Raw genomic sequence first — 21522 nt, forward strand, 5'->3', positions numbered from 1 at the left:
CGCATGGATCACATTGTTTACGTTGTGGACGATGATAATTCCGTCAGGCAGGCGCTGGTCAGCCTGCTGCGAGCAGAGGATTATCGGGTGGCCGACTTTTCCTCAGCGCAAGCGTTTCTGTCCCACCCTTTTACCTCACAGCCAGGCTGTCTGATTCTGGATATGAATATGCCCGGCGCCAGCGGTTTCGACGTCACCGACGCCCTTTCCCGGCTTGGGCATGTAATTCCGGTTATTTTCCTGACCGGTTTTGGCACCATTCCACTCTCGGTCAAAGCAATGAAGGCAGGGGCATATGAGTTTATGACCAAACCCGCAGTCCCCGGCTTGTTGCTCCAGGCCGTTGCCGATGCCCTGAAACTGGCGGAGAAAACCCTCGACGAAACGCAAGAGATACAGGCGTTGACCACGCGTTATGACTCACTGACGCCGCGCGAAAAAGAGGTGTTTCAACTGGCCATTGGTGGCCTGCTGAATAAACAGATCGCCACCGAAATGGGCGTCAGCGAGATCACCGCCAAAGTACATAAAAAGCGGGTGATGGAGAAAATGCAGGTCCGTTCCCTGACCGATCTGGTCAGGGCTGCAGACCGTCTGAATATTCAAAAAACCCTCGGGCGATAGCCGCCAGGTTCAGGCTTCAGCGGGGTGTGTCGGCAAGGTAAAGGTAAAGACACTGCCGCAAGGCTGGCGAGGTTCCGCCGTCAATTTACCGCCGTGCTTTTCAATAATGCCGTAGCTGATACTCAGCCCCATCCCCATGCCCTGCTCCTTGGTGGTATAGAAGGGGTCAAACAGACGCTTCTGCACTTCGGGCGTAAAGCCTACGCCGGTATCGGCGATGGCCAGGCGAATTTTACCGGGTTGCGGATTCTCTGAACTCACCGTCAGCATTAGCGGATGATCATCTATCCCCGCCATGGCATCGATCGCATTGACGATCAGGTTTAACAGCACCTGCTGTATTTGTACGCTATCGCCAAAAATCTCAGCATCCTGCGCCGCAAGATGGTAATGCAACGCGATCTCCTGACGTTCCAGCTCGCTGCGCGACAGCGCCACAATATGGTAGACAAGGTGATGCAGGTTAATGCGCGTGCAGGCAGAGGTCTGGTTGCGCGTCAGCGCCTGCAGGCCACGGATAATATTACCCGCCCGCTCGCCCTCGCTGATGATCTCCTCAAGGCTTGCGCGCGCATTACCGAGCATCGCAGGCTCGCGGCTCAGCCAGCGCAGACTGGCGCCCGCATTGGCCACAATCGACATCAGCGGCTGGTTAATCTCATGGGCAATAGAGGCCGTCAGTTGACCAACGGTGGTCGCGCGGGAAACACGGGCGAGATCGGCCTGCGCCACGCGAACCGCATCCTCAGACTGACGACGTGCCGTGATATCCGTGATAACGCCAAAGTACTCCGCGACGTTAGCCTCATATTCCACCGGGTTGCCTACGCCCAGAATATAACGGCATTCGCCGTCCGGGCGGAAAATACGAAACTCCGCCCGCATCGAGACGCCATTACGCACACTATCGTTAACCAGCGTGTTGATCCGTGGGAAATCCTCCGGATGCACCAGGGTCATAAAGTCGGCCATTGATAACGTACGCTGATGGTCGGGCAGGCCAAGAATGCGCGCATACTCGTCGGAAACAAACATCACATCCTGTTCCAGTTCCCAGCGCCAGGTGCCGGTATTGCTGATTTTCTCCCCAAGCATCAGCGAAGTCTGGCTGGCGCGTAGCTCTTTTTCCGCCCGGCGACGCTGCACGTTCTCTTCGACCCGCTCGGCATAAAGGCGCGCAGTCTCCAGCGAAACCGCCGCCTGCGCCGCCAGCATCCTGACGATACGCGAATGCCCGGCGGTGAAAATCTCCGGCATCACCCGATTTTCCAGATACAGCACCCCCACCAGCTTGCCCTGTTTATGCATCGGTACGCACATAATGCCCGCGCCGGATGTTACCAAATAGGGATCCTGACTGAACGGGCCGAACAACTCAGACTTGCTGATACGAATCTCCTGCCCGGTACGCATTACCGCCGCCAGTACCGACAGCGGCATATCGGTAGCCAAGGGGCGCTCCCGGACAATCTGTACCTTCACCCCTTCCGAGGATGTTTCCGCCCACGCCTGGGTTTCGGGAATGGTATTATCAAGGATGCGAATCAAGAGCCCACGCTGCGCCCCCGCCCGCTCCAGTAACATCGTCATCAACGTATGGACGAGGCGGTCGAGGTCAATCTCCTCGGTCATGGCACGTACCGCCCGCAAAACACTTTCCAGATCGTGCATCATTTCGTTTTGCGCGAAAGTGATAGTGTCATAAGGCGAACGTGGCCCTGAGGAGGCCAGATGGGGGTACAGGCGTTCAAGCTGACGCAGTTTTGCCACCGCCCCCCAGCGCCGCCAGGCGGAGAAAGCATTTTTGAAATAGCCGTCTGCGGCGACATGCCAGCCCATCGCTTTGGCAAAACCCCCGGCCAGTTCACACGCCAGCCCATTCACCGGGTGGCATTCAGTCTCTGCGGAAAGGGCTATCGCGTTTTCGTACCAGCCGATGGCGATATCGTTGGTCTGCTCCAGTCTCGCCAGCTCCGCACGCACCAGCGCCGCTTTGTCGGCAAAGGTCGTCGGGTTATGCTCCGCCCAGCGTGCGATAACGTCATAATGGGCGACAAGGGTTCCCTGCTGTGCGGGCGTCACGGTTGTCGGCGTCACCCTCTGTGCCAGCGAGAGGGCGCTGTAGAAATGGTAATCCAGCAGATGCAGATAGCCCGGCACCATATCGGCTACCGGGGCCGCCTTTTCCAGGCAACGGAAAGCATCGTCATACTCACCCGCCATAAAATGGGCCATTCCCTGATAGAGCCAGAACCAGAAAATGGTCAGCGGTATCGGCTGACTCTCATGCTTATTGGTCGCGTTCAGGAGCGCCTCGGAATAGAGGTTATGACCACTTAAATTGCCCGAACCGGCGCTACGCAAATGGTTAACGTACAGGCGCTGGATGAGAAGCATGACCTCGACATCCGGGAAACGTAGCTTGCGGATAAAACTCAGCCCACCTTCAATGGTCGTCAGCACCCCGTCGAGGTGATCGCCACGGATCAGGAAGTTCATGGTCTGATGGCGGATAATAAAGCAGGCGGCGGTTAAATCCCCGTGCTCGACCGCCGCCGTAAAGCACGCTTTAGCGTGATCCACCGCAACGCTAAGCGGCTTCACCCAGGCACTGCACAAATCCACCGCCAGAAAGGTACGGCCCATAAAGGGGTTTAGAGGTTGTTCCTCAACCAAATCGCGCCCCAGCAGCGTATACCTGTACCCCTTTTCGTAGGCGTGATAGCGACAACCAATCATGACGCCGTACCAGGCAATCGCCGTGGTAAACGCGCCGCTAATGCCATGCTCAAGGGTCATCAGTATGACCCGGCAGAGTAAAAGAAAATGCAGGCGCGGAGCGGTAAACGCGGCAAACATACTGGCGCTGAGCATCAGGTTGATGACGGCTTCTGCCTCGGGGTTATTAATCCGCGCAAGCTGGCGAAAATGGCTCTCCGGCTCATCCCCAAGACGAGCCTCAATGATTTGCCAGCCCTCGTCGCACTCCGCATCTGTCGGCGCACGGCTCAGGTGAATACCGAACACCGCAAGCCAGGCCAGGGCGGTCTCCAGCGCAAGGCTCATATCCGACTGTCGCATCTGCACTTCTGCCATCATGCCTGCGGTAATCGCCTTTTGTTGCAGGCTGCCGGGCGCACGCAGGAGTTGATGACACAGGGTCAGCGCAGATGGAAGATTACCCTGCAAAAACTCACACTCCGCCTCTTCAAAAGCGAGCGCGAAATCCTCATCAGGCGCGGTAATCAAGGCGTCTTCTTTCAATAACCGCGCGGTACGCAGATAGCGCACCGCCGAGGCGTAATCCCCGGTCAACCGGGCGCGCTGAGCGGCAAGACGGCAGACCGCACGATAATCGTCGCGTTCGGGAGATACGCGAATACAGTCGATGGATGACGCAATGTGGTGGACCGCCAGAAACAGATTTTCATTGCTGTCATTTTGTGACACGGCCTCAGTAAAGAACCGCGCGGCAGCAAAATTGAGATGACAAATATCATCCGCTTCGAGAAATTCCTGGGCCGCCTTCTGCACCCGATCATGGGTAAAGGCATACTGGTCGCCGCTGCGGCTGATCAGTCGGGCGGTAACCGCAGGCAGCAGATGTTCATGTAGCGGCTCCGGCGCTATCTTCTGCATCGCGCTGAGCAGCGCGGGATTACCGTTTCCCCCCACGCAGGCCAGACAGCCCAGCAGTCTGCGCGTAAGGGAGGGCATCTCCGCCAGTTGTTGCAGGACCAGGCTTGCCACATTTTCCGTGTAATTACGTGAACGGATCGCCTGTGCGTCGTAGTGCAACTTGCCGTGCTGTTTGTGATGGGTAATCAGCCCGTCTTTGACGATGCGCTGAATAAACTCATGGGTAAAGAGCGGGTTACCGCCGGTTTTTTCGTGGATCAGCGCCGCCAGTTCGCCAAGGCAGGCGGCCCGCGTCTGCAACAGTTCCGCCAGCCATCGCGACACCGCTTTCACGCTCAACGGCTCAGGCCGCAGCTCGACGGTATAGCGGGCACCGACGCGCAGTGTCGACAACTGCGCCTGTTCGCTGGCATCCGCAAACACACCGCTGTCAGCGTACGAAACCACCAGCAGCAGCGGCAGCGACTCGCTGCAACTGATAAGGTGCTCCAGCAGATGCAGGCTGGCCTGATCTATCCAGTGAATATCATCAATCAGCAGAACCAGCGGTCGGTCCGGACTGGCAAACGCCTCAACCAGCCGATGCGCCATCATATTGAAACGCATTCGGCTATCCGCCGCCTGGGTATTCACAACAGCCAGGGGTGGGTTTTCAAGCAGTAGACCTAACTCCGGCACCAGATTGACCGCCAGCGCGGCATGAACGCCAAGCGCCCGTGTTAAACGCATTTTCCAGCGGGCCACCTCTTCCGCCCCCTGACCGAGTAACCAAAGGGTCAGTGCGCGAAACGCAGAGGCAATGACCGTATAAGGTAGCACCGGCGAATACTGGTCTGCCTTACTCACGGCGAGTAATGCCTGCCGCTGTTGCAGCTTCCTGAGCGCCGAGGCAATGAGCGAAGATTTACCGCAGCCCGGCGGTCCACCGATCGTGACCAGGGCATGCGCGCCACTTTCCACCACCCGGTCAAATACCGTCAGCAGTTGATGGTGCTGCGGATGGTCGAGAAAAAGCGGGTCCGGCTGCAAACGCGCGGCTATCCGGTCCTGCAAGCCGGGAATAAACGGCGTAATTTCACCATTTCTGGCCAGCGAAGCCTCGCTGCGACGCAGGTCGGCAATCAACCCGTCGACCGTCTGGTAACGATTGTCCGGGGATTTTTCCAGCAGTCGCAAAATAATATCCGACAGCGTTGGCGGAACCGATGAGCGTACCTGTCGGGGTGGTCTGGGAGCGGAGGCAATATGGTGATGGGCCCATTCCGCCTGCCCGCCTTCGCTGAGATCGAAAGGCAGCTCGCCGGTCAGCAACTCGTAGAGCACAATGCCAAGGCTATAGAGATCGCTTCGGCTGTCGACCCTGTCCGGCGTACGGGAGGTGTGCTCCGGCGACATATATGCCAGCGTACCGCCAGGCTCCGTCAGGCGAGACGGGTCAAAGGCATCCGTCCCTTCGCTGGCGAGGCCAAAACCGCCCAGACGGTAAGCGCCGCCGGGGTCGATAAAAAAGTGACCGGGTTTGATATCACTGTGCATTAATCCCTGCGCATGCATCTGGCGTAGCGGGGCACACAGGCCAATGGCAACGGAAAGAAAATCGGCAATGCTTCGGGTGCGCAGGCGGGGCAGTTGTGCAAGCGTGCGGAAAGGAAATGGCGTATAGACCAGCGCGTAATGGCCATGGTAACTGGTACTGCTGAACGGCTTTACCGCCCATGCGCCAGAGAGTCGCCTGCGCAGCGCAAATTCATTTTTTAAGCGTTGGGTGGTATGAAACGCGGCTTCATCACTTGAGACGGCCGCGCAGGCAAGAATAAAACTGCTGCCGGAGTGTAGCGGCTGGCAAAGCGTCCAGGCGATCCCTCCCTCCTGCGTCAGCGGAGTGAAAATGATGTCATCGGTTAAGGTGACCACTTCACCATCCATCATTTTACCGGCAGCAGAAAGTTTCTCGCTCATTAGCGCTCCTCACACAGAGAGTTCGCGGCGGATCTGTTCCAGCAGCGTTTCGATTTTAATGGGCTTACGCAGCAGTGTAACGCCCCCGAAGTCCGGAGCATAACGCGACAGGTTTTCATCTTCATGTCCGGAGATAAAAATCACCGGCGGCGGTGCGGCAAGTTGAGCTACCCAGCGATACAGGTCCAGGCCACTCATGCCTTTGAGCTTGATATCAATAATAAGCAGAGATGCGTCAGACAGCGCAGATTCATGATGAAGAAATGCCTCTGCAGAGTCGAAGGCGTCAGAGTCGTACCCCTCCGACTGGAGCAGGTTGCTTAATCCACTACGGACGGAACGTTCATCATCAATAATGACAATGCGCGGTGACAGCCTCATGCCGTACTCCTCTGTCTGCCCTCAGGCTAAGGGGCGCGTTTGTCGTCAGGAGGTGGCGTGCCGCTGATTTTGGGCACACATTCATGACGAAACCAGGCCATTGTCACCGGCTCGCGGCGCAGAAGTCGACGGGCGAGCGGAATCAGTTGTTCGCCGACCAGCATACCAAAAAGGCCCAGCAGGGCGACGATCGGTGGTGCGGGTGAGTGAACCTGTATTGCGCCATAGATAACACCCACTAACAGGCCCGTTGCCAGGGAAATTGCGTACGATTTCAACATGGTTAGCCTGCCTCTGGATGGCGGTCCGCCGTTTGCACTGCGGCCTTTGGCTGACTAATGGCAGCCTGGGGTTCATGGTGTGAGCGCAGCGCTGAGACCGCCTGCTCTCCCGCCAGCATGCCTAGCAGCCCCACCAGGGCTACCGCCGGCGGGGCTGGCGAACGGACGTTCAGCAAAGCATAGACCAGCCCAATAAACACACCTGCGCCGAGGGAAATGAGCGCTGTACTCATGGTCATTCTCCCCTTATCGGGTTCATAGCCGGGCGACGCTGACACGCCGCCCCTGCACATTATTTATTATTTATTATTTATTGGCTGGCACCGGCGCCAGAGTACGGTGCGCCCCTTTGGCACGCGCTGGCGCTTTGTGCACCATGGTATAAGCGTAATCAACGCCCATCCCGTAAGCGCCGGAGTGTTCTTTGACGATATCCATCACCGCGTTGTAGGTCTCTTTATGCGCCCAGTCGCGCTGCCACTCCAGCAACACCTGCTGCCAGGTCACCGGGATCACACCCGCCTGAATCATGCGCTGCATCGCGTAATCATGCGCTTCTTTCGAGGTACCGCCGGAAGCGTCAGCCACCATATAGATTTCATAGCCGCCTTCCAGCATGGCACACAGGGCGAACGTGTTGTTGCACACTTCCGTCCACAGGCCGGATACCACCACTTTTTTCTGGCCATTTTTTGCCAGTGCATCACGCACTTTCTGGTCATCCCAGGAGTTCATAGATGTGCGCTCAAGAAGGTCGTGCTCGGGGAATACGTCCAGCAGTTCAGGGAAGGTATTTCCGGAGAAGCTTTCCGTCTCAACGGTGGTGATAGTGGTCGGAATGTTGAAAACTTTTGCCGCTTTCGCCAGGCCAACAACATTGTTTTTCAGCACCTGGCGGTCAATAGACTGCACGCCAAACGCCATCTGCGGCTGCTGATCGATAAAAATAATCTGGCAATTCTGGGGAGTCAGTACTTCAAGCTTAGCGTTGGTCATAAGAATACCCGTTGTCGTTAAGTAGCAGTTTCCCGTGAAAGGGGAGCGGACGTTTTGCTGACAGTGACCGGGGTATTCTCGCGCTGCTCAGACAGGCGAAATGCGGTTCGTCCCGGACGCTGCTGTCGGGACGGATAGTAAGAGTTGTCAGAAATGAGAACTATTATCTCTGTGTATAACTATACGTTCGTATAGGTATACCTTCGTATAACTAGACGCCGTTTTCGCCAGCTCACCATAATCCCTCCCACTTCCACGCTCTGTTCTGACGGAGCATCGCATCTTATCGTCCGGCGGCGTCATGCCTGCTTCGGATGTCTCAGACAGGAGGATTTATGGTCTCGCCCGGCAAAGCTGAACTGATATTACTCAACGGCAAATTTCATACGGTAGACAGGGAAAACCCGGTTGCAGAAGCGGTCGCCATCCGTGACGGCAAATTCCTGGCGGTAGGCTCCCAGGCCGAAGTAATGGAATATCACAGCGACGGCAGCAAAGTGGTGGATCTCAAAGGCAGCACCGCCATTCCAGGGCTTAACGACTCGCACCTGCACCTGATTCGCGGCGGTCTCAACTATAACCTCGAACTGCGCTGGGAAGGAGTACCGTCGCTGGCGGACGCCCTGCGGATGCTGAAAGAACAGGCGCTGCGCACCCCCTCACCGCAATGGGTACGCGTGGTGGGCGGCTGGAGCGAATTCCAGTTTGCCGAACGCCGGATGCCGACACTCGAGGAGATCAACGACGCCGCGCCGGATACCCCGGTCTTTATCCTTCATCTCTATGACCGCGCCCTGCTCAACCGCGCCGCCCTGCGCGTTGTCGGCTACACCAAAGATACGCCGAACCCGCCAGGGGGAGAGATCCAGCGCGACAGCAACGGCAATCCCACCGGCATGCTGATTGCGCGACCAAATGCCATGATCCTCTATGCCACGCTGGCCAAAGGGCCGAAGTTGCCGCTGGAACAGCAGGTTAACTCCACCCGTCAGTTTATGCGCGAGCTAAACCGTCTGGGCCTCACCAGCGCTATCGACGCGGGCGGCGGCTTCCAGAACTACCCCGAAGACTATGAAGTGATAAGCGAACTGCACGCCAAAGAGCAGATGACCATCCGCATCGCCTATAACCTCTTTACCCAGCGCCCCGGCCATGAGCTGGAAGATTTCGAGAAATGGACCGACATGCTGACACCGGGTCAGGGCACCGATTTTTTCCGTCACAACGGCGCGGGTGAAATGTTGGTGTTCTCTGCCGCGGATTTTGAAGATTTCCTTGAACCGCGCCCGGACCTCGCGCCTGGCATGGAAGATGAGCTGGAACGCGTGGTGCGCCATCTGGTCGAGCACCGCTGGCCGTTCCGCCTGCACGCCACCTATAACGAATCCATCAGTCGCATGCTCGATGTGTTTGAGCGCGTGAACCGCGATATTCCGTTTAATGGCCTGCACTGGTTCTTTGACCACGCAGAAACCGTGACCCAGCAAAACATTGACCGCATCAAAGCGCTGGGCGGCGGTATTGCCGTGCAGCACCGTATGGCATTTCAGGGTGAGTACTTCGCGGAACGTTATGGCATGGACGCGGTGCGCCACACGCCGCCGGTGACGAAAATGCTCGAAACCGGCGTACCGGTCGGGCTGGGAACCGACGCGACCCGCGTGGCCAGCTACAATCCGTGGACCGCGTTATACTGGCTGGTCTCCGGGCGTACCGTCGGCGGTATGCAGATGTACGACGTTAATGCGCGCCTGGATCGCGACACCGCGCTGATGCTCTGGACACAGGGCAGCGCCTGGTTCTCAAGCGAACAGGGCAAAAAAGGCCAGATTAAAGTGGGCCAACTGGCTGACCTCGCCGTGCTGAGCAAGGACTATTTCCGCGTACCGGAAGAGGAGATCAAAGGCATTGAGTCGGTGCTGACGGTAGTCAATGGCAATATCGTCTATGCCGCGGGCGGTTTCAGCTCAGAAGCCCCGCCTGCAATTCCGGTGCTGCCGGAGTGGTCGCCGGTGGTCAACGTGCCGGGTCACTACCGCAGCGCGCCGCCACAGCAAACACGTGTCGGCATGATGCCCGCCGCACACCACTGTAGCGGCCCCTGCGGCGTGCATAACCACCAGCACGGTGTGGCACGCGGATCTTCCATTCCGGTTTCAGACGATAACGCCTTCTGGGGCGCGCTCGGCTGTAGCTGCTTTGCGTTCTGATGCCTATGAAAAATACAACGCTGATGTCGCCCCGTATTGATGCGGGGCTGTTCTTTCTGCGCCTGACCGGCGGGCTGCTGCTTCTCTATGTGCATGGTCTGCCGAAGGTGCTGAATTTTCATGAAGAGCTCACCCGCATTGAGGATCCGTTCGGCTTTGGCCCCTGGTTCAGCCTGCTACCTGCCATTCTGGCAGAGGTGGTATGTCCGATATTCATCATTTTCGGTGTTGGCACGCGGCTGGCCTGTCTGCCGATTATCGGCGTGCTGCTGGTTGCCATGCTGGCTGTGCACCCGCAATGGAGTATCGCGGAAGGACAATTTGGCTGGCTGCTGCTCATCATCTTCACCACGCTGGCATTAACCGGCCCGGGTAAATGGCGGGTAAATATGCCGGGCAACCAGGAGTTCAGGCATGGCGCAAGTCAATGATGTTCACGCGGCGACGGTACAAACCCCGTCGGCCGCATCCGCTGGCGCGTCCTCCTGGCAGCCACTGCGCCAGCCGGTATTTCGGATGCTATGGATTGCCACGGTGGTCTCCAACATCGGTTCATGGATGAACGATGTGGGGGTGAACTGGACCATGCTGACGTTAAGCGCCAACCCGCTTTCCGTGGCGCTGGTTCAGGCGGCGAGTAGTCTGCCGATGTTTCTCTTCGCCCTCCCCTCCGGGGTGATGGCGGACATTGTCGACCGACGCAAATATCTGCTGTTTTCCCAGTTGTGGGTGTTTATTGCCGCCAGCGGGCTCACCCTGCTCTCTTTAGCCGGGTTAGTAACGCCAACGGTGCTGCTGGTTGCGGCCTTCTTATTAAGCACTGGCGCGGCCATGAGTTCTCCGCCGTTTCAGGCCATCGTGCCGGACCTGGTGGAAAAACACGAACTGGCCCCGGCCATCGCGCTGAACTCGCTCGGCATCAATATCAGCCGCGCCATCGGCCCGGCGCTGGGCGGGCTGATCCTCTCTTTTGCCGGACCGTGGGTGGTATTTGCCCTCAATGCGACATCAGTGCTGGGCGTCGCCTGGGTGCTGTGGCGCTGGAAAGCAGAACCGTTGATTCAACGCCTGCCGCCGGAGCACTTTTTCCCCGCCGTTCGCGCCGGGCTGCGCTATGTGCATGCCGCTCCGGTACTGCGTAACGTGCTGGTGCGTACCGTGGCGTTCTTCACCTTCGCCAGTGCAGGCTGGGCGCTGTTGCCGCTGGTGGCCCGCCGTGAACTGGGCCTTGGGCCTGGCGGTTACGGCATCATGCTGGCCTGTATCGGCCTGGGGGCGATTTGCGGTGCGATTGTGCTACCGCGTTTACGCAAGCGCTTCAACCCGGACCGGCTGATGGTTATTAACAGCGTGATTTTCGCGATCAGCATGCTGGCGCTGGCGTTTATCCGTCATTTCTGGCTGCTCAATGCGTTTGAATTCTTAACCGGTTTCGCCTGGATTGCGGTGCTCTCCACCCTCAATGTCGGGGCGCAGCGTAGCGCCGCCAAATGGGTAAAAGCCCGCGCGCTGGCGGTCTATCTGACCGTCTTTTTTGGTTCGATGACGCTCGGTAGCGCCATCTGGGGCCAACTGGCATCGCACTTTAGTATTCCTGCCTCATTGTGCGTGGCAACGGTGGGCATGCTGCTGGCAAGCCTGACAGTGCTGCGCTGGCAACTGAATAAAGATCCTGACCTCAATCTGGACATTCGTGATATCGACAGTAATGCCCAGGCGCTCGATATCTCACATGAACGTGGCCCGGTCATGGTGATGTATGAATATCTGATCGATCCCGAGGATGTCTCCCGCTTCGTCGTCTGTATCCAGGAGATTCGCCGGGTGCGGGTACGCGGCGGCGCACTGAGCTGGTCTGTGTATGAGGATATCCAGCGCCCCGGCGTCTTCGTGGAGTCGTTCGTGGTCGGCACCTGGATTGAACATCTACGCCAACTGGAGCGCCACACGGTAAATGACCTGCTGATTCAAAGTAAGGTACAGGCCTTCCATCGCGGCGGACATCTTCCCGAAGCACGTTATCTGATAGCACCCATAATGTAACAGTTACCCACATCAACCCAAGCAAGAGCGACAGTGAGGATTTACGTATGAGCACAATCAAAACGCAGGACGGTACGCAGATTTATTACAAAGACTGGGGCGCGGGAAAACCGGTATTGTTTAGCCACGGCTGGCCGCTGGATGGCGATATGTGGGACAGCCAGTTGAATTTCCTGGCCGAGCGCGGCTATCGCGTCATCGCCTTTGACCGCCGCGGTTTTGGCCGCTCCGACCAGCCGTGGGAAGGGTACAACTATGACACCTTCGCCTCCGACATTAACGATCTCATCACCACGCTTGATCTGCAGGATGTGACGCTGGTGGGCTTCTCCATGGGCGGCGGCGATGTGTCGCGCTATATCGGTCGTTACGGCACGGCGCGCGTTAAAGCGCTGGTCCTGCTGGGTGCGGTGACACCGATTTTCGGCAAAACGGCGGACTACCCGCAGGGTGTCGATGCCAGCGTTTTCGAGGGCATTCGCGACGGGCTGCGCAAAGACCGGGCGCAGTTTATCAGCGATTTCGCCACGCCGTTCTACGGCATTAACGCCGGACAGACGGTTTCCCAGGGCGTACTGACCCAGACGCTGAACATTGCTTTGCTGGCCTCACTCAAAGGGACCATTGATTGCGTCACGGCTTTCGGCGAGACCGACTTCCGTTCGGATATTGCCAAAGTTGACGTGCCGACGCTGGTGATCCATGGCAGCAACGACCAGATCGTACCGTTCGAATCGACCGGAAAAGTGGCTGCAGAAATGATCCCGGGCGCGCAGTTAAAAGTGTATGACAACGCGCCGCACGGTTTTGCGGTGACCCATCAGGATCAACTGAACAACGATCTGCTGACCTTCCTGCAATCGCTGTAAACCAGAATGAAGCCTCGCTCCCTGTCCGGAGGAGGCTTTTTCTTGCGCTCCCCCGCTACCCGCCCTATCCTCTGCGATTATGAAAACCTCCCGTCTCCCCATCGCTATACAGCAGGCAGTAATGCGCAGCCTGCGGGAAAAACTTGCCCTGGCCAATCAGAAACTTGAGCGTAACTATCCGGAACCCAAACTGGTTTATCAGCAACGGGGCACAGCGGCAGGCACGGCCTGGCTCAATACGTATGAAATCCGCCTGAACCCCGTGTTGCTGATGGAAAATCAACAGGCGTTTATCGACGAGGTGGTGCCGCACGAGCTGGCGCATTTGCTGGTGTGGAAACATTTCGGCCGCGTTCCGCCACACGGTAAAGAGTGGAAATGGATGATGGAAAGCGTGCTCGGCGTCCCTGCGCGCCGTACTCACCAGTTTGAACTGGAGTCGGTGCGGCCAAATACCTTTTCCTACCGCTGCAAGTGCCAGCAGCATCAGTTGACCGTGCGGCGACATAATCGTGTGGTGCGCGGTGAGACTACCTATCGCTGTGTACAGTGCGGCGAAACGCTGGTACCTGAGCGCTAATTACATGAACCATTAAGAATGTTTTCCGCGCCAACTGATTGCATCTGACAATCGCTTCCGCTACGTTGCGCACTCCAGTTGACAGGGAGTTTGCAATGTTACGCGTTATCTCATCTTTACTGCTTATCCTCAGCGCGCCGGTACTGGCGGACGGCATCAATAGCTTCGCGCAGGCCAAAGCCGCCGGGGTTAAAGTCAACGCCGACGTTCCGGGCGACTTTTATTGCGGCTGTAAAATTCAGTGGCAGGGAAAAAAAGGGGTGGTCGATCTGGCCTCCTGCGGTTATAAGGTGCGCAAAAATGAAAACCGCGCCAGCCGTATTGAATGGGAGCATGTTGTCCCGGCCTGGCAATTCGGCCATCAGCGTCAGTGCTGGCAGGATGGCGGGCGGAAAAACTGCGCCAAAGACCCTGTTTATCGCAAGATGGAAAGCGATATGCACAACCTGCAACCCGCCGTGGGTGAAGTGAATGCCGATCGCGGCAACTTTATGTACGGCCAGTGGAACGGTGGCGAAGGCCAGTACGGGCGCTGTGAAATGAAGATCGACTTCAAGGCCAAACTGGCCGAGCCGCCTGCCAGCGCCCGTGGTGTGATTGCCCGCACCTACTTCTATATGCGCGATCAGTATCAGCTCACCCTGTCGCGCCAGCAGACACAGCTTTTTACCGCCTGGGATAAACTCTACCCGGTGACCGACTGGGAATGTACGCGTGAGTCGCGTATCGCTCAGGTCCAGGGGAATCATAACCCTTACGTGCAGCGCGCTTGCATGGCGCGAAAGAGCTAACCTACACTAGCGGCAATTGTAAATTTTGCAGGTGTATTGCCCCTCACCCCACCCCTCTCTCTACAAGGGAGAGGCCGCAAATCGCGACCTGTTAAGGTGAGGGGGAAATGCGCCACACTTCACACGGAAATCTGAACTATGCGCGTCCCACGCATCTACCACCCTGAACTCATCCAGACTGGCACTGAAATCGCCCTCGCCGACGATGCGGCAAACCATGTTGGCCGCGTATTACGTATGGGCCAGGGCCAGGCTATTCAGCTCTTTGACGGTTCGAACCAGGTGTTTGACGCCGAAATCACCCGCGCCGATAAAAAGAGCGTTATCGTTAAGGTAACCCAGGGAGAGGTGGACGATCGGGAGTCACCGCTGCATATTCATCTGGGCCAGGTGATGTCTCGCGGCGAGAAAATGGAATTTACTATCCAGAAATCGATCGAACTGGGTGTAAGCCTCATTACGCCACTTTTTTCTGAGCGCTGCGGCGTTAAACTGGATGCCGAGCGCCTGAATAAAAAGATTCAGCAGTGGCAGAAGATCGCCATCGCCGCCTGTGAACAGTGTGGTCGTAACCGTATTCCTGAGATTCGCCCGGCAATGGATCTCGAACAGTGGTGTTCAGAAGAAGAGAACGGCCTTAAGCTGAATCTTCACCCGCGCGCCAGCCAGAGCATTAATACTCTGCCGTTGCCAGTGGAACGCGTACGATTACTGATTGGCCCGGAAGGCGGGTTGACGACAGACGAAATCGCCATGACCTCGCGCTACCAGTTTACTGATATTCTGTTGGGACCCCGCGTATTGCGCACAGAGACAACTGCCCTTACCGCCATTACCGCGCTGCAGGTGCGTTTTGGCGATCTGGGTTAAACGGAGAAGCCTATGATTAAGCTCGGCATCGTGATGGACCCCATCGCGCAGATTAATATCAAAAAAGACACCAGCTTCGCCATGCTGCTCGAAGCGCAGCGTCGTGGCTACGAACTGCACTATATGGAAATGGCGGATCTTTACCTGATCAACGGCGAAGCCCGTGCGCGTACCCGTCTGCTTTCCGTCGAGCAAAACTACGACAAATGGTACGAGTTTGGCGACGAGCAGGATATCGAACTCGCCTCGCTGGATGTGGTGCTGATGCGTAAGGACCCGCCGTTCGATACCGAATTTATCTACGCCACCTATATCCTTGAACGTGCGGAAGAAAAAGGCACGCTGATCGTCAATAAGCCGCAGAGCCTGCGCGATTGTAACGAAAAGCTGTTTACCGCCTGGTTCCCTGACCTGACCCCGGAAACGCTGGTGACGCGCAATAAAGCGCAGCTTAAAGCGTTCTGGCAAAAGCATACCGATATCATCCTCAAGCCGCTGGACGGCATGGGCGGCACCTCGATTTTCCGTGTCAAAGAGGGCGATCCGAACCTGGGGGTTATCACCGAAACGCTGACCGAGTTGGGCACCCGCTACTGCATGGCGCAGAACTATCTGCCGGCTATCAAAGATGGCGACAAACGTGTGCTGGTGGTGGATGGCGAGCCGGTTCCATACTGCCTGGCGCGTATCCCGCAGGGTGGCGAAACGCGTGGTAATCTGGCCGCCGGTGGCCGCGGCGAACCGCGTCCGCTGACCGAAAGCGACTGGGCGATTGCCCGCCGCGTCGGCCCGACGCTGAAAGCCAAAGGGCTGATTTTCGTCGGTCTGGATATCATTGGCGACCGTCTGACCGAAATTAACGTCACCAGCCCCACCTGCGTGCGCGAGATCGAGGCGGAGTTCCCGATCTCTATTACCGGCATGCTGATGGACGCAATCGAAAAACGCCTGGCGAAATAATAAATATATTTACCCTCGATAATTCGGGTTGCTCAATGGTGCCAGGGCACAGACAGCGCGAATTATTGCAGATAAAGGGATGGCGGGAGGGAACCCGCTCATAAACTCCAAAGTCTGGCTAGTGACAGCGTGCAGCTTTCCCCTCATACTAGGCTGCTGCTTTTTTGAACCAGGAAACAGAACCTCTGACAATGAATTTACAGCATCACTTTCTTATTGCCATGCCTGCTCTCCATGATCCCCTTTTTCGGCGATCGGTGGTTTATATTTGCGAATACAACGAAGACGGTGCCATGGGGCTTATCATCAATAAGCCGCTGGAAAACCTGAAAGTTGAAAGCGTCCTGGAGAAACTGAAAATTAACCCGGAAGCACGCGATCCGGCCATTCGTCTGGATAAACCCGTGCTGCTTGGCGGCCCACTGGCGGAAGATCGTGGGTTTATTCTGCACACGCCGCCTGCCAGCTTCTCTTCCAGCATTCGCGTTTCGGATAACACCGTAATTACTACCTCGCGCGATGTTCTGGAGACACTGGGCACTGCCGATCAACCTAAGAACGTGCTGGTCGCGCTGGGCTATTCCTCATGGGAAAAAGGCCAGCTTGAACAGGAGATCCTGGATAACGCCTGGCTTACCGCTCCTGCGGATCAAAATATCCTGTTTAAAACGCCTATCGCTGACCGCTGGCGGGAAGCGGCAAAACTTATCGGCATTGATATTTCGACCATGCCGGGCGTGGCGGGACATGCCTGATGAGCGGAACCCTGCTGGCCTTTGATTTTGGTACCAAAAGTATTGGCGTCGCCATCGGACAACGCGTGACCGGTACGGCGCGCCCGCTGAATGCTCTGAAAGCGCAAGACGGGACGCCGGACTGGAAACTTATCGAGAAGCTGTTAAAAGAGTGGCAGCCGGAAGCCGTTATTGTCGGCCTGCCGCTGAATATGGATGGCACAGAGCAGCCCCTGACCGCGCGTGCGCGCAACTTCGCCAATAAAATCCATGGCCGCTTCGGCGCAAAAATTATTTTGCATGATGAGCGGCTGAGTACGGTAGAAGCCCGTGCGGGTCTGTTTGAGCGCGGCGGTTTTCGTGCATTGAATAAAGGCAGTGTTGATTCTGCCTCTGCGGTTATCATCCTCGAAAGCTACTTCGAGCAGCATCTGTGATTCTCAGGCTGAGCGCCGCTCAGCCTTTTTTGCCTTCTCCCTTCCCCAAAACGCAATCCCCCGATCCCCCTCACATTTCCAGGGCGTGCTTTTTGCTTTTTCACTAATGTTTCTATAAAAGAAACATTGTTCAGGAATTAAATGCGTCAGGGTTTCTGTGTCAGCCGCCGTGCCAGGGTGTGAAGTTCGCTCAGGCGTTCATCAATGACAGCGTCGTCAACCTGCCACATTCCGGCAAACGCCAGCGCGGCAGAGTGCGCGCCAAGAGGCTTCGCCATGGATACCTCGCCGTCATCGTGATGCCAGACCACGCGTCCAAGCTCACGTTGTTGGGCGATATGCGGCGCAAGTTGCTGCCACTGTTCGTCGACAAAACGTTTTTGCAGTTCTTCATCGCTCTCTGCCGCCAGAAGCGACATACCGATGACCGACTGCCATGCAGGAAGCATATGAAAACCAGCCAGCGCCTGGCTCATCTGGCTACCGGGTTCAGAGTGATAGATATAAATCACCTGATCCTCCCAGAGCACGCCCATCGCCACCACGATATCTTTGGGCGCGTAGCTTTCCAGCAGAGGGAGCGCCTGGGAAAAGAGTGCCGAGCCGCGTATCGCCTGCGCCGCGAGCGCATGAATGCCGGGGCCGGGAAGGTAACGACGCTGCTCATCCTGCATCGTCAGGCCGATGGACGCCATCGTCATCAGCAACCGATTTACACGGGTGGTATTTATGCCCATCAGACGCGCCAGTTCGCGACAGCCAATCGCGCGGCCGCTGGAGACCAGGTACTGCAGGCAGCGAATGCCATCAATCAGGCTTTGGTTCGGTTGTGAGGACATAACAGGCTTTATCTCTCAGGTGGCAGGAATTTTCGATTTTACCGTCAGTTCAGTAAAGAAGGATACAAGGTATGAACATCTATCCGCAAACTGCGTCCAGAACCTTTCCCTCTGAACAGTTGCATGCCGATCTGCTGGTAGCGGGCGGTGGCCTCGCGGGTCTTTGCGCTGCGCTCGCCGCCGCCAGGGACGGGTTACAGGTCGTGTTGATCCAGGACCGACCGGTACTCGGCGGCAATGCGTCCAGCGAAGTTCGCCTGTGGGCCAACGGCGCCACATCGCATATGGGCAACAATAACCGCTGGGCGCGTGAAGGCGGCATCATGGGAGAAATCCTCGAAGAGAATCTCTGGCGCAACAAAGAGGGCAACCCGGTTATGTTCGACCTGGTGCTGCTGGATATGGCAAAAAGCCAGCCAGGGCTGACATTGCTGCTCAATACCACGATTTACGAACTGGAGAAAAACCAGCGAACCCTCACCCAGGTCAGCGCCTTTAACGCCATCAACGAGACATTTTATATCGTCACCGCCGACCAGTTTTGCGACGCAACAGGGGATGGCGTGCTGGGCTTTCTGGCAGGGGCAGAGTACCGCGAAGGTGCCGAAGAGATGGACGAACTGGGGGAAAAAATGGCCCCCGGCGACAACTTCGGCCACAAGCTCGGGCACTCGATCTATTTCTACACCAAACAGACGAACGGCCCGGTGAATTTTGTTCCCCCTTCGTTCGCATTAAAAGATATTACCGCTATTCCCCGCTACAAACGCCTGACATCCACCCTCAATGGTTGCGACCTGTGGTGGCTGGAATGGGGCGGACGGCTGGACACCATTCACCAGAGTGAAGAGATTAAATGGGAGCTGTGGAAAATCGTCTGGGGCGTGTGGGATTACATTAAAAACTCCGGCGAGTTCCCGGAAGCGGCCAACATGACCATCGAATGGGTTGGCGTCATTCCCGGTAAACGCGAAAGCCGTCGTTTTATGGGCGATCACCTGCTTTGCCAGCAGGACATCATAGAACAGCGCGACCACTATGATGCCGTGGCCTACGGCGGCTGGTCTATCGACCTGCATCCGGCGGACGGGGTCTACAGCACCCATGATGGCTGTCGCCAGTTTCACAGTAAAGGCACCTATACCATCCCGCTGCGAAGCCTTTACAGCCGCTCGCTGGATAATCTCTTCCTGACCGGACGGCTCATTTCCGCCTCTCACGTTGCCTTTGGTAGCGCCCGGGTGATGTGCACCTGCGGTCTGCTGGGCGAAGTTGTCGGCCGCGCTGCCGCGCTGTGTAAAACGCACGACATCACCCCGGCAGAGCTGGCCCAGCGGGATAATGTCGGCCAGTTGCAACAGCGGTTGCAGGCCAGCGGCTGCTACATTCCCCGTCAGTGGTTACAGGACCCGACACTCGGCGCGTCGGTCACCGCCAGCAGTGAATACGCCCTCAGTACGCTTGCCCCTAACGGCCACTGGCATTCGCTCGGCGAAAGAATGGCGCTGCTGCTGCCTGTTAAAGCCGGGGAGTCATTGCCCGACATGACCTTTACCCTGCGTTCCGCTTCTCAGCAGCCACTTGAGGTCTCGCTTCTGGGCAGCGCGCGCAGCGGTAATTTCACGCCCGATTATCAGTACGCCAGCACAACGCTGCACATTGAGGGCGAGCAGGCGCAGACGGTCCATTTCCCGTGGCAAAGCGAGCGCGATCAGTATGTCTTTATCGCCTTTGAAGCGTGTGAACAGGTGGACATTGCCCTCACCGACACCCACCTGCCCGGCATTATGACCGTGTTTAATAGCCTGAATGCCCGCGTCGCCAAACATACCCGCCAGGTGGTGGATGGCGACTATGGCGTCGATGAGTTTGACTTCTGGTTGCCGCGCCGTCGCCCACATCAGGTAATGCCTGCGTTGCGTTTTAGCCAGCCGTTAAGCTGCTATCGCGCCGACAATGTGCTTAATGGCCGCCTGCGCCCCGAGCAGCAGGCCAATGCCTGGGTACCTGCCGCCGATGACGTCAAACCGGTATTACGCTGGCACTGGGATGCGCCACAAACCTTCACCAGCCTGACACTGGTACAGGACAACGATTTCGATAACGCCATGGAAACCGTGCAGATGGGCCATTTCCTGCCGGTGACGCCGCACTGCATCACCCACTATTGTCTGTGGGCCGATGACACCCTGCTGGCCGAGGAAACAAATAACCACCACTCCGTGCGTGAACACAGGTTATCTATCCCCATTACCGCGCAAAATGTACGTCTGGAGATCATTGCCACAGCAGGCGCTTTACCGGCGGTTTACGCGCTGAATATCCGCTAAAGTCGCCCTTGAGCCTGCCGTTGCTGGCGGCTTTGGTCGAAGGTCTGCATTCCCGCCTGCTGCCCGGTCTGTAACACGCCGGGCAACTGGTGGTTTTTCCCTTCACGGATAAGGTTGGCTATCGCAGGTGTGTTGATAAGCAGCTCAAACAGCGCCACACGTCCGCCCTGCCTGTCTGCCGCCAGCCGCTGGGACAATACGGCCTGCAGGCTTCCGGCAAGCTGGCTACGCACCGGCTCTTTCTCCTCGGCGGGGAAACTGTCCACCAGCCGTTCAATAGCCTGCGGTGCGCCGCGTGTATGTAACGTCGCCAGCACCAGATGCCCGGTTTCGGCGGCGGTCAACGCCAGGCGAATGGTCTCGCTGTCACGCAATTCCCCCAGCAGAATGACATCCGGGTCTTCGCGTAATGCCGCGCGTAACCCCGCCGCAAACGAGGCGCAGTGCGGGCCGATTTCCCGCTGTTGGATCAGGCAACGTTTACTCGTATGGATAAACTCCACGGGATCTTCCAGGGTCAGGATATGCCCGTCGAGATGGTGATTAAGGTTATCCACCATCGCCGCCAGCGTGGTGGATTTACCGCTGCCCGTCGCCCCCGTAACCAGAATAAGACCGTTATCGCGCCTTAGTAACTCAGGGATAACGGCGGGCACGTCCAGCATATCCAGCGTCGGGCAGGTGTCAGGCAACAGGCGCAGCGCAAGCGACACCCCTTCGTGATGTAAAAACGCACTGGCGCGAAGGCGTTGAAGCCCTGGGGTACTGAGGGCAAAATCTATCTGTCCGCACGCCTGCCACTGCTGTTGCTGCTGCGTGTTTAAATTTTCGGCGAGCAGCGCGTGAATATCCACCGCGTCGAACGGTGCGGCTTCCAGCCGTCCTTGCCTTCGCCACCGTGGGGGACGGCGATCGCACAGGTGTAGATCCGAGACATTATGCTTTACACTAAGCTCCACTATTTTTTCCATATCCATAA

The 21522-nt window shown here is 57.2% G+C and carries 19 protein-coding genes; 12 read left to right on the plus strand and 7 right to left on the minus strand.

The window, feature by feature from the left end:
* The first annotated feature begins 3 nt into the window (after nucleotides 1–3).
* Nucleotides 4–624, plus strand: a complete 621-nt coding sequence (locus tag IP582_RS20945; RefSeq protein ID WP_071195995.1) for a response regulator transcription factor — start codon at nucleotides 4–6, stop codon at nucleotides 622–624.
* A gap of 9 nt (nucleotides 625–633) precedes the next feature.
* Here the strand turns inward: IP582_RS20945 and IP582_RS20950 are convergent, their stop codons facing one another.
* The 5 genes from IP582_RS20950 to IP582_RS20970 all read right to left on the minus strand — a co-directional run bounded on the left by IP582_RS20950 (nucleotide 634) and on the right by IP582_RS20970 (nucleotide 7880).
* Nucleotides 634–6222 (minus strand): ATP-binding sensor histidine kinase, encoded by a 5589-nt coding sequence (locus IP582_RS20950; protein WP_193794342.1) that lies wholly within the window; start codon nucleotides 6220–6222, stop codon nucleotides 634–636.
* Between the two features lie 9 nt (nucleotides 6223–6231).
* Nucleotides 6232–6603 (minus strand): response regulator transcription factor, encoded by a 372-nt coding sequence (locus IP582_RS20955; RefSeq protein ID WP_193794343.1) that lies wholly within the window; start codon nucleotides 6601–6603, stop codon nucleotides 6232–6234.
* Between the two features lie 26 nt (nucleotides 6604–6629).
* A complete protein-coding gene (locus IP582_RS20960; protein WP_193794344.1) occupies nucleotides 6630–6884 on the minus strand; it encodes a XapX domain-containing protein in 255 nt (84 codons plus the stop codon).
* 2 nt (nucleotides 6885–6886) lie between these two features.
* The gene (locus IP582_RS20965; RefSeq protein WP_193794345.1) at nucleotides 6887–7117 is read right to left on the minus strand and encodes a DUF1427 family protein; all 231 of its coding nucleotides are present in this window, start codon (nucleotides 7115–7117) and stop codon (nucleotides 6887–6889) included.
* Nucleotides 7118–7190: 73 nt separating this feature from the next.
* Entirely contained in the window at nucleotides 7191–7880 is a 690-nt protein-coding gene (locus tag IP582_RS20970) for a hydrolase (protein WP_039078007.1), read from the minus strand.
* Nucleotides 7881–8215: 335 nt separating this feature from the next.
* Here IP582_RS20970 and IP582_RS20975 point away from each other — a divergent pair, with 335 nt between their 5' ends.
* The 10 genes from IP582_RS20975 to ruvX all read left to right on the plus strand — a co-directional run bounded on the left by IP582_RS20975 (nucleotide 8216) and on the right by ruvX (nucleotide 17374).
* Nucleotides 8216–10090 (plus strand): amidohydrolase, encoded by a 1875-nt coding sequence (locus IP582_RS20975; protein WP_193794346.1) that lies wholly within the window; start codon nucleotides 8216–8218, stop codon nucleotides 10088–10090.
* Between the two features lie 5 nt (nucleotides 10091–10095).
* Nucleotides 10096–10521 (plus strand): DoxX family protein, encoded by a 426-nt coding sequence (locus IP582_RS20980; RefSeq protein WP_107223496.1) that lies wholly within the window; start codon nucleotides 10096–10098, stop codon nucleotides 10519–10521.
* The gene (locus IP582_RS20985) at nucleotides 10505–12133 is read left to right on the plus strand and encodes an MFS transporter (RefSeq protein WP_108700648.1); all 1629 of its coding nucleotides are present in this window, start codon (nucleotides 10505–10507) and stop codon (nucleotides 12131–12133) included. The genes IP582_RS20980 and IP582_RS20985 overlap by 17 nt, the downstream gene beginning before the upstream one ends.
* Nucleotides 12134–12180: 47 nt before the next feature.
* On the plus strand, nucleotides 12181–13002 hold the full coding sequence (locus IP582_RS20990; protein ID WP_071195988.1) for an alpha/beta fold hydrolase: 822 nt from the start codon (nucleotides 12181–12183) through the stop codon (nucleotides 13000–13002).
* Between the two features lie 79 nt (nucleotides 13003–13081).
* A complete protein-coding gene (locus IP582_RS20995) occupies nucleotides 13082–13582 on the plus strand; it encodes a SprT family zinc-dependent metalloprotease (RefSeq protein ID WP_193794347.1) in 501 nt (166 codons plus the stop codon).
* A 95-nt stretch (nucleotides 13583–13677) separates the two neighbouring features.
* Nucleotides 13678–14373, plus strand: coding sequence for a deoxyribonuclease I (gene endA / locus IP582_RS21000; RefSeq protein WP_039078013.1), 696 nt, complete (start codon nucleotides 13678–13680; stop codon nucleotides 14371–14373).
* A gap of 138 nt (nucleotides 14374–14511) precedes the next feature.
* Entirely contained in the window at nucleotides 14512–15243 is a 732-nt protein-coding gene (gene rsmE / locus IP582_RS21005; RefSeq protein WP_193794348.1) for a 16S rRNA (uracil(1498)-N(3))-methyltransferase, read from the plus strand.
* Nucleotides 15244–15255: 12 nt separating this feature from the next.
* Nucleotides 15256–16203 (plus strand): glutathione synthase, encoded by a 948-nt coding sequence (gene gshB, locus IP582_RS21010; protein WP_071195986.1) that lies wholly within the window; start codon nucleotides 15256–15258, stop codon nucleotides 16201–16203.
* 191 nt (nucleotides 16204–16394) lie between these two features.
* Nucleotides 16395–16958, plus strand: a complete 564-nt coding sequence (locus IP582_RS21015) for a YqgE/AlgH family protein (RefSeq protein ID WP_193794349.1) — start codon at nucleotides 16395–16397, stop codon at nucleotides 16956–16958.
* On the plus strand, nucleotides 16958–17374 hold the full coding sequence (gene ruvX, locus IP582_RS21020) for a Holliday junction resolvase RuvX (protein ID WP_039078017.1): 417 nt from the start codon (nucleotides 16958–16960) through the stop codon (nucleotides 17372–17374). Before IP582_RS21015 ends, ruvX begins: the two co-directional genes overlap by 1 nt.
* Nucleotides 17375–17520: 146 nt before the next feature.
* Here ruvX and IP582_RS21025 read toward each other — a convergent pair whose 3' ends face one another.
* Nucleotides 17521–18213, minus strand: a complete 693-nt coding sequence (locus IP582_RS21025) for a hypothetical protein (RefSeq protein ID WP_039078018.1) — start codon at nucleotides 18211–18213, stop codon at nucleotides 17521–17523.
* Between the two features lie 71 nt (nucleotides 18214–18284).
* Between IP582_RS21025 and IP582_RS21030 the strand changes: the two genes are divergently transcribed.
* The gene (locus IP582_RS21030) at nucleotides 18285–20543 is read left to right on the plus strand and encodes an FAD-dependent oxidoreductase (RefSeq protein WP_193794350.1); all 2259 of its coding nucleotides are present in this window, start codon (nucleotides 18285–18287) and stop codon (nucleotides 20541–20543) included.
* On the opposite strand, the gene IP582_RS21035 is transcribed toward IP582_RS21030, so the two are convergent.
* Entirely contained in the window at nucleotides 20540–21520 is a 981-nt protein-coding gene (locus IP582_RS21035; protein ID WP_193794351.1) for a type IV pilus twitching motility protein PilT, read from the minus strand. The two genes, IP582_RS21030 and IP582_RS21035, sit on opposite strands and share 4 nt — an antisense overlap.
* Nucleotides 21521–21522: the final 2 nt, after the last annotated feature.

Origin of the sequence: Citrobacter sp. BDA59-3, from assembly GCF_015167655.1 — a bacterium.
Lineage (GTDB): Bacteria > Pseudomonadota > Gammaproteobacteria > Enterobacterales > Enterobacteriaceae > Phytobacter > Phytobacter diazotrophicus.